Source organism: Phytohabitans rumicis, assembly GCF_011764445.1.
GTDB classification, from domain to species: domain Bacteria; phylum Actinomycetota; class Actinomycetes; order Mycobacteriales; family Micromonosporaceae; genus Phytohabitans; species Phytohabitans rumicis.
The window spans coordinates 2,541,174-2,554,694 of the sequence record NZ_BLPG01000001.1 but is presented as its reverse complement, the minus strand read 5'-3'; the positions used below and the strand labels follow the sequence as shown (position 1 = coordinate 2,554,694).

Annotated in this window: 11 protein-coding genes and 1 pseudogene; 3 read left to right on the top strand and 9 right to left on the bottom strand. The window is 71.7% G+C overall.

Features of this window, described 5'->3' with window-relative positions; translation table 11 throughout:
• Positions 1–124 precede the first annotated feature (124 nt).
• Positions 125–1,120, bottom strand: coding sequence for a biotin synthase BioB (gene bioB, locus Prum_RS10950; RefSeq protein WP_173076151.1), 996 nt, complete (start codon positions 1,118–1,120; stop codon positions 125–127).
• A 56-nt stretch (positions 1,121–1,176) separates the two neighbouring features.
• On the opposite strand from bioB, the gene Prum_RS10945 reads away from it, so the two are divergent.
• Positions 1,177–2,394 (top strand): 8-amino-7-oxononanoate synthase, encoded by a 1,218-nt coding sequence (locus Prum_RS10945; RefSeq protein ID WP_173076149.1) that lies wholly within the window; start codon positions 1,177–1,179, stop codon positions 2,392–2,394.
• Positions 2,391–3,115: pseudogene (gene bioD, locus Prum_RS10940) on the top strand (dethiobiotin synthase). The gene Prum_RS10945 and the pseudogene bioD overlap by 4 nt, the downstream one beginning before the upstream one ends.
• A gap of 14 nt (positions 3,116–3,129) precedes the next feature.
• Here the strand turns inward: bioD and Prum_RS10935 are convergent.
• The gene (locus Prum_RS10935; protein WP_173076147.1) at positions 3,130–4,341 is read right to left on the bottom strand and encodes a cytochrome P450; all 1,212 of its coding nucleotides are present in this window, start codon (positions 4,339–4,341) and stop codon (positions 3,130–3,132) included.
• Between Prum_RS10935 and Prum_RS10930 the strand changes: the two genes are divergently transcribed.
• Positions 4,340–5,137, top strand: coding sequence for an AAC(3) family N-acetyltransferase (locus Prum_RS10930; RefSeq protein ID WP_173076145.1), 798 nt, complete (start codon positions 4,340–4,342; stop codon positions 5,135–5,137). The genes Prum_RS10935 and Prum_RS10930 overlap by 2 nt on opposite strands.
• A gap of 3 nt (positions 5,138–5,140) precedes the next feature.
• On the opposite strand, the gene fxsT is transcribed toward Prum_RS10930, so the two are convergent.
• The 7 genes from fxsT to Prum_RS10895 form a co-directional block, all read right to left on the bottom strand.
• Positions 5,141–7,237, bottom strand: a complete 2,097-nt coding sequence (fxsT, locus tag Prum_RS10925; protein ID WP_173076143.1) for an FxSxx-COOH system tetratricopeptide repeat protein — start codon at positions 7,235–7,237, stop codon at positions 5,141–5,143.
• Positions 7,213–9,078, bottom strand: a complete 1,866-nt coding sequence (locus Prum_RS10920; protein ID WP_173076142.1) for a KGGVGR-motif variant AAA ATPase — start codon at positions 9,076–9,078, stop codon at positions 7,213–7,215. The genes fxsT and Prum_RS10920 overlap by 25 nt, the downstream gene beginning before the upstream one ends.
• Complete coding sequence (locus Prum_RS10915; RefSeq protein WP_173076140.1) at positions 9,065–9,757, bottom strand: TIR-like protein FxsC; 693 nt, start codon at positions 9,755–9,757, stop codon at positions 9,065–9,067. The genes Prum_RS10920 and Prum_RS10915 overlap by 14 nt, the downstream gene beginning before the upstream one ends.
• 64 nt (positions 9,758–9,821) lie before the next feature.
• On the bottom strand, positions 9,822–11,006 hold the full coding sequence (gene fsxC, locus Prum_RS10910; RefSeq protein WP_173076138.1) for an FxsC protein: 1,185 nt from the start codon (positions 11,004–11,006) through the stop codon (positions 9,822–9,824).
• Positions 11,007–11,096: 90 nt separating this feature from the next.
• On the bottom strand, positions 11,097–12,266 hold the full coding sequence (locus Prum_RS10905; RefSeq protein ID WP_173076136.1) for an FxsB family cyclophane-forming radical SAM/SPASM peptide maturase: 1,170 nt from the start codon (positions 12,264–12,266) through the stop codon (positions 11,097–11,099).
• A 4-nt stretch (positions 12,267–12,270) separates the two neighbouring features.
• A complete protein-coding gene (locus Prum_RS10900; RefSeq protein ID WP_173076134.1) occupies positions 12,271–12,444 on the bottom strand; it encodes a hypothetical protein in 174 nt (57 codons plus the stop codon).
• Between the two features lie 95 nt (positions 12,445–12,539).
• Positions 12,540–13,181 carry a class I SAM-dependent methyltransferase gene (locus Prum_RS10895; protein ID WP_173076132.1) on the bottom strand — a complete coding sequence of 214 codons (642 nt, stop codon included), beginning with the start codon at positions 13,179–13,181 and terminating at the stop codon, positions 12,540–12,542.
• Positions 13,182–13,521 lie beyond the last annotated feature (340 nt).

The window sequence follows — 13,521 nt, the reverse complement described above, 5'->3', positions numbered from 1 at the left end:
GAGTCCGATGGTTCGTTCGCTCCGCGGCGCCCCGAAGGTGGCGCGTTCCCAGCCGCGGTGGGGTCCGTGGTTGGCGGGGTTCGTGACGCGGCCGGGAACGCGCCACCGGCGCCGCTCCGCTCGCTCACAGTGTCGCCGACAGGGCCTTGACCGGCATCTTCAGGTCGTCGAGCAGCGCCAGGTCTTCGCCGGCCGGCCGGCCGAGCGTGGTCAGGTAGTTGCCCACGATCACCGCGTTGATCCCGCCGAGGAGGCCGTCACGGGTGCCCAGGTCGCCGAGGGTGATCTCGCGCCCGCCCGCGTACCGGAGAATCGTGCGCGGCATGGCGAGCCGGAACGCGGCGATGGCCCGCAGCGCGTCCTTGCCCTCGACCACCGGCCGGTCGCCCAGCGGCGTGCCCGGCCGCGGGTTGAGGAAGTTGAGCGGCACCTCATGAGGATCCAACGAAGCGAGCTGCGCCGCGAACTCGGCCCGCTGCTCCACCATCTCGCCGAGGCCCAGGATGCCGCCGCAGCACACCTCCATGCCGGACTCGCGCACCATGCGCAGGGTCTCCCAGCGCTCCTCCCAGCTGTGCGTGGTGACCACGTTCGGGAAGTAGGAGCGGCACGTCTCCAGGTTGTGGTTGTAGCGGTGCACGCCCATCTCCACGAGGTCGTCGACCTGCTCCTGGCTGAGCATGCCCAGCGACGCGGCGACCTGGATGTCCACCTCGGCCTTGATGGCGGCGACGCCCTCGCGCATCTGCTTCATCAGCCGGTCGTCCGGACCGCGTACGGCGGCGACGATGCAGAACTCGGTCGCCCCGGTGGCGGCGGTCTGCTTGGCGGCCTCGACCAGCGACGGGATGTCCAGCCACACCGACCGCACGGGCGAGGTGAACAGGCCCGACTGCGAGCAGAAGTGGCAGTCCTCGGGACAGCCGCCGGTCTTCAGCGAGACGATGCCCTCGACTTCGACCTCGGGCCCGCACCACCGCATGCGTACCTCGTGGGCGAGCTGCAGCGCGTCCGGCACGTGCTCGTCGGGCAGCCGCAGCACTTCCAGGACACCGGCCTCGTCGAGACCGACGCCCTGTTCGAGCACCTGGGTACGGGCACGGTCGAGGATCTCTGGCATGGTCGTACCTTACAAGCACGACGTGAGGGGCTAACTCACGCGACCCAGGAGGCAACGTGAGCTGGCTGGAGGCGCTGGACCGGCGCGCGGACCTGCGTGCCAAGGCCGGCCTGTCCCGGCGGCTGCGGCCGCGCGGCGCCGGCGACGCGGTGGTCGACCTCGCCGGCAACGACTACCTGGGCCTGGCCGCGCACCCCGACGTGGTGGCGGCGGCGGGGGAGGCGCTGTCCGCGTACGGCCTGGGCGCCACCGGCTCCCGCCTCGTGCGCGGCTCCACCGATGTGCACCGCGAGCTGGAACGGCGGCTGGCCGACTGGCTGGGCGTCGAGGCGGCGCTGGTGTACTCCTCCGGCTACCTGGCCAACATGGGCGCCGTGCGGGCGCTCACCCGGCCCCGTACCGTGCTCGTCTCCGACGCGTACAACCACGCCTCGCTGATCGACGGTTGCCGGATCAGCGGCGCGCGGACCGAGGTCGTCCCGCACGCCGACGTCGAGGCCGTCGAGAAGGCGGTGCAGGGCGACCCGGCGGTCGTGGTGACCGAGTCGATCTTCTCGGTCGACGGGGACCTGGCCCCGCTCGCCGAGCTGCACGCGGCTGCCCGCCGGCACGGCGCGCTGCTGCTGGTCGACGACGCGCACGCGCTCGGGGTGATCGGTCCGGGCGGGGCGGGCGGCGTCGCGGCCGCGGGGCTGTCCGGCGAACCGGACGTCGTGATCACCGCCACGCTGTCCAAGTCGCTCGGGGCGGCCGGTGGCGTCGTGGCCGGCCCCGCCGCGCTCATCCGCCACCTCGTCGACACCGGCCGGACGTTCATCTACGACACCGCGCCGCCGCCGGCGGTCGCGGCGGGCGCACTCGCCGCGCTGGACCTGGCCCGCGCCTCCGACGGCCGCCGCGCGGAGCTCGCGGACCGCGCCGCCACGCTGGTACGACGGCTGCGTGCCGCCGGGTTCGAGGTGTCCACGCCCGCCGGTGCGGTCGTCTCGGTGATGGTCCCCGGGCCGGCGCCGTCTGGACTGAGGAGCGAAGCGACGAGGGAAGACGGCGCCTCCCTGGATCGGGGACCCGCGCGAGCGGAGCGAGCGCCAGCTGGCTCCGCGGCCGCGGTGGCCTGGGCGGCGGACTGCCTCGACCGCGGTGTGGCCGTAGGCTGTTTCCGTCCACCATCCACTCCGGACAGTCGGGCCCGGCTGCGGTTGACGGTCAACGTCGGCGTGCCGCGGGCCGACTTCGACCGGGCCGTCGACGTAATCGTGGAGTGCGCACCATGACGGAATGGCGCGGTCCCATCGTGGTGACCGGCACCGACACCGACGTCGGCAAGACGATCGTGACCGCGGCGATCACCGCCGCGGCGCAGGCGGCCGGCCTGCGGGTCGCGGTGGTCAAGCCGGGCCAGACGGGTACGGCCGCCGGCGGCACCTCCGACGTCGACGTGGTCAACCACCTGGCCGCCCCGACGACGGCACGGACGCTGGCGTCGTACCCGGATCCGCTGGCGCCGCTCGCGGCGGCCCGGGTGGCGGAGCTGCCTCCGCTGGAGCTGTACACGGTGGTCGACGAGGTGCGGGCCGAGGCGGAAAAGCACGACCTGGTGCTGGTCGAGGGCGCCGGCGGGCTGCTCGTGCCGATGGGGCTGCGCCCGTCCGGCGAGCCATGGACGGTCGCCGACCTGGCGGTGTCGCTGGACGCCCGCGCGATCGTCGTCAACCGTGCCGGCCTGGGCACCCTCAACCACACCGCGCTCACCCTGGAGGCCCTGTCCCGCCGGAGCGTGGCGGCCGGCGTCGTCCTGGGCGCCTGGCCCCCGGAACCCGAGCTGGTCCACTGGGAAAACCTCGCCGAGCTGCTCCCCACCCTGGTCGGCGCCCTGCCGGACGGCGCCGGCTCCATGGACCCGGGCGTCTTCCAGCGGAGCGCCCCGGTTGGCTGACCCCACCGCTGTACGGCGTGCTGGACGACTGGCGCGTCTGGGCCGAGGACGCCGTCTAGCCAGCGTTTCACCCCTACTGGGGGCGGGAGATGACGAAGGCGTCTGGCATGCGGAAGCTCAGGTTGTCGGGGCACCACGGTTCGCGGATCACTACCGCGTCGCGGAGCAGGGGGAACGTCTCCGCCACCACCACGGACGCCTCCATCCGGGACAGCTGGGCGCCGACGCAGCGGTGGGCGCCGGCGCCGAACGCGAGGTGGCGGCGGGATCCGCGTTGACCCGGGCGGAACTCGTCCGGATTCGACACGACCGCCCTGTCGCGACCGGCCCGGGCCAGCCACAACACGATGCTCGTGCCGCGCGCGACCGGCGTACCCCCGATGCTCGTGTCGCGGGCCGCGACCCGGCGCCAGGTGACGATCGGCGGCTCCAGACGGAGGCCCTCCTCGACGACGTCGTCGACGCTGACCGTACCGGCCCGCAGGCCGTCGAGCACCGCCGGCTCGCCGGCCAGCCGGTGCAGCAGCAGGGTCAGGAACTGCGACGTCGTCTCCTGCCCGGCCACCAAGAGGAAGAAGAGCGCGCCGACCACGAGGTCGTCGTCGCCGGCGTACGCCCGCAGGCGCGCCGGCAGCCCCGGAGCCGACGCGGCGAACTCCCGCAGGACCGCGTGGAACCGTCCCACCGCCTCGGCCAGGGCCACCTGCCGGTCGAGGTCGACCGGCGCCCAGAAGAGCTCCAGCGCGGCCCGCGCGAACTCCTTCACCACCGCCGCGTCCGCCTCGGGCAGGTCGACCAGCCGGGCCAGGACCAGCAGCGGCAGGTCGGCTGCCAGCTCCGCGTACACGTCGACGCTCTTGCCGGTGTCGAGGTCGGCGCCGAGGCGGCGGACCCGCTCCCGCACGACGGCGGTCAGCCAGGGTCTCTGCTCCTCGACCCGGTGCGGGTGCAGCGCGTCGGCGACGATCGCGCGGATCGCGGGGTGGCTGGGGTGGCCGTTGTTGGCCAGGGTCGGCGGGAGGCGGAAGCCGTGGTGGGTGAGGATCCGGAGCGCGGCGACCGGGATCGGGCTGACCGCGTCGAGCGCGTTGTCGGGGCGGAACGCCTCCTGATCGGCCAGCACCGCGCGGACCAGCGCGTGCTGGGTGACCACGAGGTGATCGACACCGGTGTGGTCGGCGACGGTCGCGACGTCGGGCCACTCCCGCGCCACCGGCTCGGCCCAGGTCCGGAACAGCACGCCGGCCACGCTACCGCGCCGGTCGCTTGGCAGAATCCGGCCCATGGCTCCTCCCCATACGCGCTCCTCGTTGGCGGCGGATCTGTCGGCGCTGGGCGTGCGGGCGGGCGACACGATCCTGCTCCACTCGTCGCTGCGGGCCGTCGGATGGGTGTGTGGGGGCCCGGCGGCGGTGGTGCACGCGTTCCTGGACGTCCTGGGTGACCGCGGAACGCTCGCCGTCTTCGCCCAGACCTCGGACAATCGCGACCCGTCGCGCTGGTCACACCGCCCGGTGCCGGAAGAGTGGTGGCCGGTGATCCGGGACCATCTGCCCGGGTTCGATCCCGCCATCAGCGACTGCCGGGCGATGGGCCTGGTCGCCGAGACGGTCCGGACCTGGCCAGGCGCCGTCCGCAGCGCTCATCCCCAGACGTCGTTCGTCGCGATAGGGGCGCGGGCCGCCGACCTCATGGCGGTGCACGACCTCGAATCGGAGCTGGGCGAGTCATCCCCACTGGCGGCGCTGGAGGCCGCCGACGCGCGGACGCTGCTGCTCGGCGTCGGGTACGACCGGTGCACCGCCCTGCACCTGGCCGAGTACCGGCTGCCCTGGCAGCGGCGCCGGCCGAACCGATGCGTCGTGCTGGGCCCGGCGGGCCGGCGCTGGCTGGATTACCAGGGCATGGAACTGAACGCGGACGATTTCCCCGTGATCGGAGCGGAACTCGAACGCGGCAACGGATCCGTTGTCAAGGGTGCCGTCGGGGGAGCGGCCGCCCGATTCCTGCGCATCCGCGAAGCGGTGGCTTACGCGGTGACGTGGATGTCGGAGCACCGGCGGCCGCCGGGTACCGGGTGATTTCTACGTCGTCGTCTCGGCCGGCTCGATGTCGCTGTTGATGCGGGCGCCTTCTTCGATGGCGACCGTCCTCGGGTGCTCCGCGCCGAGCACCCGCCGGGAGATCTCCAGGGCCTCGTCGGATCGCACGTCGGCCTCGTGCCGGGCGCCGGTGGCTCGGAGCGAGGCGGCCAGGTTGCCGGTGGCGGCGAGCACGGTGGGGTGCTCCTTCTTGAACTTGCCCGCCAAGTGCCGGTGGCAGTGCTGGTCGAGGCGGAGCGCCTCGGTGATCTCGCCAGCCGCGAAGTGAGCGTTGGCCACGTTCATCTGGCAGACGAGCGTGTACGGGTGGTCGGCGCCGACGGCGTTGGCGAACCTGGTGGCGGTGTCCGCGAGGATGGGCCGGGCCTCCTCGTGGCCTTCGGCGCGCATGAGGAAGATGCCGACGTCGTTGGCGGCGGCGAGGGTGTACGGGTGGTCGGGGCCGAGCTGCTCCCGGCAGCTCTCCAGGACGTCCCGGGCGAGCGTGTGCGCCTCGTCGTGGTCGCCGCGCGCGGACCGGACGCAGGCCGCCTCAAGGGTGCACGCGAGAACGGCCTCCGGCGTCGTCGGCCCCATCGGCGGAATGGTGCGCGCATAGCCCTGCCGTACCGCGGTGATCAGCTCATGGGCCTCGTCGATGCGCCCACGCCGGCGCCGGGTCACGACGAGATTCTTTCCGGCGATCAGGGTGGTCGGGTGGTCGGCGCCGAACTCCTTGTGGCTCAGCTCGAAAGTGGCTTGCAGCCGCTCCTCGGACTTTTCCAGCTCGCCGACTTCACGCAGGTCGCGACCGTACATGGTGGCGACCTGCAGGGTCAGCACATCGGCGGGACCAAACTGCGTGACCCGCCGGCGGAGGGTGTCTTCATCGAGTTCGAGTGCGCGGTCGAAGTCGCCCACCAATCGGCAGGTCACGGCCAGGTTATTCGACGCCTTGAGGGTCTCGTCGTGATCGTCGCCGTGGGTCTCCCGCCAGGTCGGCAAGGTCTTTTCCGCCAGCTCGAATGCCCGGCGGTATTCGCCGAGACCGGCCAGGTCGAAGGCGAGGCCCTGGCGGGCCCGCAGCGCGTACGGATGCTCGGCGCCCAGCCTGCTCTCCAGGCGCGGCAGGATGTCGTTGTCGATCTCGTACGCGTCGCGGCTCTGGCTCAGCGACTTCAGGGTGTTGGCCAGTTCCAACCGGATCCGGAGCACGTCGACGTCGTCGGGACCGAGCCGTGGCTGCCAGCTGGCGACGGCGTGCTCGGCCAGCTCGCGGCTGCCGGCCAGGTCGCCGCGGTAGCGCAGGTAGCGCACCATGTCGATGACCAGCGCGTGGACCTTGGGATCGTCGGATTCGAGCGCTCCGGACGGCTCCAGGTGGATGCGGAGCGACTGGTACGTAGGCCAATTCGCCCGAGTCCTCGGGTCTCCGCGCCGCTCGGCCGCCAAGATCAGCTGCACTTGTCTCCGTCTTTCCTCTTGAACGGTCACCGACAGATCACTCCTGACGACACTCTGCACCAAGCGGTGAATTCGTATCGCCGGAATCGCCGGATCCACCCGGGCCAGGCCGTAACGGTTGATATCCCGGATGAGTGAACCATGCAGGAGCGGATCGCGCAGCCCTGGGTCGAACTTTTCGAGCGTGTCGATCATTCCGGGGCTTTCCAGCAGTTTCGTGGGAATCGGTTCCGGCGCGAAGAAGGCGAACAGTTCTAGCAGTTGAGCAGCGGCTCTGTTCGACTGGCGCAGCCGCTCCTGGGAAAGCCGCCAGGTATTCGCGGCCGGATGCGGATATCCGGGTGGCGGCGGCTCGTTGAGGATGCGGGGCAGGTGCTCGTCGAGTAGCTCCAAGTAGCCGCGCGCGGTCATGGCGGTGGTGGCCAACCAGGTGGCCGCCTGCTCCACCGCGAGGGGCAGGTCGCCCAGCTTCTCGGCGATCGCGTCCGCGTCGGCGGCGGCGAGCGTCTCGACCCGGCGGGCGAGCAGGGCCACGCTTTCGGCGCGCTCGAAGACGTTGACGTCGATGGTCCACGCCTCCCGTACCCACTCCCGTCCGGGCGTCGTGATGATCACGTCGCCCAGCCCGCTGGGCACGAACTCGCGGATCTGATCGGGGTCCCCGCGTTGTCGAAGACCACGATCCAGCGGCTGGACGGCTTGCCCAGCCGCAACGCCTCAAGCACCGCCTGCACCTGCTCCGCGGCGCCGCCGGTGACCGGCAGCTCGAGCTCGATGGCGAGATCCGCCAGGGCGGTACGGATCAGCGTGGGCTGGTCCGCGGAGATCCACCAGACGATGTCGTAGTCGGCGGCGAACCGGTGGACGTACTCGGTCGCGATCTGGGTCTTGCCGACCCCGCCGATGCCCTGCAGCACGGCCGGACCGGTGAGGGCGGTGCTCGCGTTCAGCCGCTCGCGCAGCAACTCCAGGATGGCGTCCCGCCCGGTGAAGGACGAGTTGCGGGCGGGGGCCCGCCAGACCCGGGCCGGCTCGGCCGGGAACCGCGGCTGCGGGCCGCTGCTCATGGACGGGGTCACGGCCAGGGCGGCGTCGCGCAGGTTCAGCTTGGCCAGCAGCGCCTCGCGGGCGTGCCCGGCGGTGATGTTGAACAGGTCGACCGGCTCGCGGTTGTCGAACGGCGGCGGCACCCGGAACCCCTCCAGCCGCAACGGGACCAGGAACCGGCCCGGACCGGGCGTCTCCCGGGCCATCGCGGCCTGCCAGAACAGGCGAGTGTGCGGCAGCCGGACCGACTCGCGGGACAGCAGCACCAGCACCCGGCCGACCTTGTCCAGCACCGGCGGGCTGGAGAGGTCCTGCAGCGTGCTGCGCTGGCCGATCTGCCGGAGCTGGAACGCGATCCACTCCGCCCAGACCCGGTCCCGTGGCGTGTACGCGATCAGGAGCGGCGCCGAGTCCGCGGACCCGCGCTGCTCGAACTCCGCGAGCCAGCCCCGGCGTACGTGCTCGGCCGGTCCGCTGAACTCGATCGGCTCGCCGATCAGCTCACCGGTGAGTCGTTCGTACGCCGCCAGCAGCGAACTCTCCTGCTGTGGCCGGTCGCCGAAGGTCGCCAGCGTCTCCTCGTACGCGTAGAAGACCTTGTACGGGATCTCCACCAGTCCCCAGTACTTCTCCGGGTCGGGGTGCCCCAGCAGGCGGACGAACTCCTCGAAGCGGTGCCGCGCGTAGTTTCGGCCGCGTTCCAGCTTGCCGAGCTCGCCGTCCTCCACCCGGGTCGGCACGGGGTAGATCTGCACGCCGTCGCCGCGCTGGTGGCGGATCGAGTTGGCGACCGCCACCGCGCCGTCGATGCTCTGGTTGTTCATGGTGAAGCAGCTGACGACCGCGTCGGGGAGCTGCACGGTACAGATCCCGGCGTTGTCGCTCAGCCCGGTCCGGCTGTCGATGAGCGTCACGTCGTAGTGCCGCCGCATGTCGTCGGCGAGGGCGTCGAGGAACGCCGCGCCGTCGAGCCGTTCGTAGAAGTCGTCCCAGTTGAACGTGCTCACCGCGGGCGAGTAGGCCCGATCCTGCCGGCCCGCGGGCACGAAGTCGATCGAGCCGCCGTAGGGGAACTCGTACCGTTCCAGGGAGCTGGCGTACCGCTGGATCTGCGCCGCTTCGTGGACGTCCTCCGGGCGCAGGTCGCGCACCACCTCACCGGCGTCCGGGCGGGTGCTGAGCCGGGCGAACTCGCGTACCGCGTCGATGACCCCGGGAGACTCGCGCAGCTGCCGGTCGAGCAGGAACGGCGCGAAGTAGCGGTGCAGCCCGGGAGACTCCAGGTCCCAGTCGACGGTGAGGACCTTGCGGCCGGTGCTGGCGAGGATCCAGGCGACGTTCGCCAGCGCCATCGTCCGTCCTACCCCGCCCTTGAACGAGTAGAAGGTGATGATCCGTCCATTGCGGTCGGCGGACTCAGCGATATCCATCTTCGTCCCTGGTTTCGTCGTAGCTGACAAGGGGGAGCTTCGCCCGTGGACCGCGGGTACTCGCGGGTCTGGTGGCGGACCGGGGCGGCGAGTTTCGCTCGGGTGGCGCGGGGAGGAACGCGTTGACCGCGCTCGCGAACGTCGGCGGCGGGGCGAGCGGCGGCGGGTTGCGGGCATGCGCCGTGGCGGTCACCCGGATCGCGAGGGAGGCGAGGAATTCGAGGTAGTCGTCGCGGTACTTCCGCAGTTGGAGCAGCTTTCGCAGCCCGTGCTCCGCGTAGGGCGCGCCGAACGACCGGTCGCGGTATTGCAGGTCGGAAAGGTGCGCGGGCACCTCGGCGGGCAGCCAGAAAAGCGGGATCAACGCCGGCGACGGCGGGCCGGGCCACGGGTCGGCGGCCAGCCGCCGGGAGAAGACGCCCCATTCCTTTCCACAAGGGACGCTGCGGAAGTACCGCGGCGAGCAGAGCGCGATGAACGTGCGGCAGGTCTGCAGGGCCTCGATGAGCGTGGGCGGCCAGCGGTCGCCGGCGTGGAGGTGGATGCGGTCGAGGAAGCCGACCTCTTCCTGGCGCTCGCGCCCCGCGTGCTCGCGCACCTCGCCGGAGAGATCCGCGAAGAACTCCTCAACCAGGTGGTCGCTCGATCCGTGCGCGTAGCTCAAGAAGAAGTACCGCATCCCTCCTCCTCGCACCGTGGGTAGCTGGCGCGGCACGCCCACAGGGTATCGACGCCAGTCACGCCTAGGGTCCTTCGAGGATGGGGCGGGCGCTGGCCGGGCCACCCGGCGGCCGGCGGAACACCCGGCCCTTCGCGAAGATCCGATTTTGTGCCTCCTCCAGGGCCGCGGCCAGGTCCTCGTCGAACCCGCCGGGCGTCTCGATCTCCGTCCGGAAGAGGGGATCGCGCCGCCGTGCGTAGCGCGGGAACGCGTTCAGCAGGCTGACGTGGAGCGCGGAGCGGTGGTCGGTGGTCTCGGCGTCGTCCCGGCTGGTGGGGACGAGGATCGCGACGGCTGACTCGCCGACCTGGTCGAATGAGGCCAGCGCCGCCCGGAACGGCTCCACGTCGGCGATCCACGCGTCGACCAGGAGGACGATGATCTCGTTTCGCTCCCGGGCGCGTGCGATCCGCTCACCGATCGCTCCGATGGGGATGACCTCCGACTCGAACAGCTGCTCGGCGGCCACCCCGCGTGCCCGGCTGGCCAGCGGCAGCGGGGTCGAGGGCTGGTACGGCGCCCAGTCCTCCTGCCGGTCGCCGTAGAAGCCCACATCCCGGCGCACCACCCGCATCTGGTCGCGGGTGCCGGCGGCCACGACAATGTGGATCTGCTGGGGGCGCTCGGCGCGGGCGACCTTGCTCCGCCACGACGCGAAGGCGTCCCGCGCGGTGGGCAGATCCGCCTCGGGCGGCGCGGCTGGGATGCGGTGCGCGCGGGTGGTCTCGACGATCCGCCGGGCGAGGGAATTCACCAGTTCGCGGTACGCCGGTTGGCGGCTGTGCAGGCGGATCAGCACCCGGACGTCGTCGTCGGTGGGCGGGTACGGCGTCGCCGCGCCCTCCGGGTCCAGGCCCTTCGGCAGTCCGCTGCGGGACCACGTCACGGGGATCAGCGCCGGGGCGCGCCGCCCGGTGGCCCGCTCGTACCGGCGGAGGCGGTCACCGAAGACCGTCCAGACCCGACCGCAGCGCTCGTCCAGGAACAGCTTGGGCGAGTAGAGCACGACGAGCGTCTGGCAGGTGGCCAGCTCGTTGCGCACTTCGTTGGGCCAATGGTCGCTGGTATTGCCGTTGTCGAGAAAGCCGACCGCACGGTCCGGCTCTAGATCGAGTTCGCGTCGAACGGCCGCGGATAGATCCAAAAAGAACCGGGCGACATAGAGATCATCGGTGCCGGGGGAGTAGCTGAGGAAGAAATGTCGCATGAGCCAGCCCCTTCCGGGCCGTCAAGCGCTGCGGATACGGCCAGGTAGGAGTGCCGCTGCATCCCTCTATTAGTACCGCATGGCGGCGTGCTACACGAGCGTCGAATTCAGGTCGGCGGACATCGTGACGGCGATGTGCCGGATCATCGCGAGCAGATCGGCGCAGTACACGGACGGGTTGTCGAATCCATTGTCGATGCGATACCGATGGGCGTACAGGCCGCCGCCGCAGACCGCCACGGCGGGACAGTCCCGGCAGGTCGCGCAGAGTCCGGTCAGGCCGCTCTGCCGGCTGGCGATCGCGGGGTGCGCGAGGGCGCGGTCGAACGAATCCCGGGCGACGTGCAGCCCGGTCGCCGCCATTCCCTCTTCCGTGGTCTTGAGGGCGTCGCCCTGCTCGATGGCGCCGTCGGTCTCGACGGTGATCAGATCGATCTTGCTGAGCCCGACGGCCTCGGTGCCGCTGCGACCGCCGAGGAGCAGGGCCATGATCGACTCGAACAGTCGGATCCTGGTACGGCGTTCGGGCGCGCGGTACCACCGGTCGAAAACGGTGATCAGCCAGTCGGCGTACGGCGTCGCGATCGGGTCGTCCACCCGTCCCGGCGGCGGCTTGGTCCAGTTGCCGTGCGGCAGCAGAAAGTCGATCTCCGGTGGCTCGAAGTCGAGCAGGTGGGCGTAGACGCCTTCCGGGTCGCTCGCGAGGTCCACTGTGCACAGGATCCCGCCGTACAGGTGCCGGTAGCGCTCGTTCCTGAGCAGGTGCAACGCCGGCACGACGCCGTCGTGGCTGCCGCGCCCGTCCGCGTACCGGCGGTGCCGGTCGTTGTCGTCCGAGGGACCGTCGAGGCTCACCCCCACGCCGATCTCGTGCTGGGCGAATAGGTCGAGGAACCGTTCGTCCAGCAGAAGGCCGTTCGTCTGGAGCCCGAAGCGGACCTCGGCGCGGTCGCCCACGGCACGCTTTATCGCGCGGACCGCGTAGTCGATCGTGTGCGCACCGGCCAGCAGCGGCTCGCCGCCGTGCAGGATCACGGCGACGGAGCGCAGGTCATGCTCGATGGCGTGGTCGGCGATCCGGGCCGCTGTGTGATCCAGCGTCCGCTTCGACATCACGAACGGCCGGTGCCGCCAGCTTTGATCGGCGTGCTGGTACATGTAGCAGTGGTCGCACGAGAGGTTGCAGCGACTGTGGATTTTGAGTAACACCTGCCGGAACGGCGCCGGTCTGCCGGCGTCGCCGTACCGCCCGGGGGTCATCGGCCTATAGCGACAGGTAGTTCGAAAAGCGTGCCATCTTGTCGTCGGCCGCGGATTTCTCGATCTCGTCCCGGATTACGTCCGCGAGCACCGGGCGATCAAGCGCGAGTAACTGTCGCGGTGAGAGATCTTCCAATCTCGGGAGGCAGATGACATCGGAATCGTCGTTCTGCGTCATTTGGCTGCCTCCCGGTCACGTTTGCGAAGGGATCCCACAGCGGTGGCGGCATCGTTCAAACGAATGTACCTGGAATCGGCGCCGATGCATATGCGTTATCCGGCCCGGACCTGCCATATAGTCGTGCGCTTCACGGACGCGTCCTCCAAGGTCGCCACCACGGGCACGTCGTACGCCGCCACCTCGTGCAGGCCCACCGGCCGGTAGGCACGGCCGGGGTCGCCGACCAGCACATGCGCGCCGCCCTTGGCGGCCCGCCGCAGGTAGGCCATCATCCGCTCGGCCATCTCGCGGCTGTAGAAGACATCGCCGGCGAGGACCACGTCAGCGTCCGCGTCCTGGTCCAGCACGTCTTCTTCCAGACCATTCACTGGTACGCCGTTCGCCGCGGCATTGGCGGCGACGGCGGCCAGCGAGAGCGGGTCGATGTCGACGGCGGTCACCTCGGCGGCTCCGGCGCGCGCGGCGGCGACCGCGACCAGTCCCGAGCCGGCGGCGAGGTCGAGCACCCGCTCGCCGGCGACCAGGGCGGGGTGGTCCAGGACGTACCGGGCGAGCGCCTGCCCGCCAGCCCACGCGAACCCCCAGAACGGCGGGGGCTGCTGCTCGGCCGAGCCGCTCTCCGTCTGCTCCCAGAGCGCGATCGCCTCTTCGGCCTGGTAAAGCACGACCTCCGGGACGAGCGGGACGGGCGCGAGCCGGGTGTGCGCCCGTACAAAGGCGGCGTGGTCGTTCACCCGCCGATCCTAGTCACGCCCCGCCCCCGCCCCCGCCCGCCCCGCCCGCCCTGCCCGCCCTGCCCGCCCTGCCCGCCCTGCCCGCCCTGCCCGCCCTGCCCGCCCTGCCCGCCCTGCCCGCCCTGCCCGCCCTGCCCGCCCTGCCCGCCCTGCCCGCCCTGCCCGCCCTGCCCGCCCTGCCCGCCCTGCCCGCCCTGCCCGCCCTGCCCGCCCTGCCCGCCCTGCCCGCCCTGCCCGCCCTGCCCGCCCTGCCCGCCCTGCCCGCCCTGCCCGCCCTGCCCGCCCTGCCCGCCCTGCCCGCCCTGCCCGCCCTGCCCGCCCTGCCCGCCCTGCCCGCCCC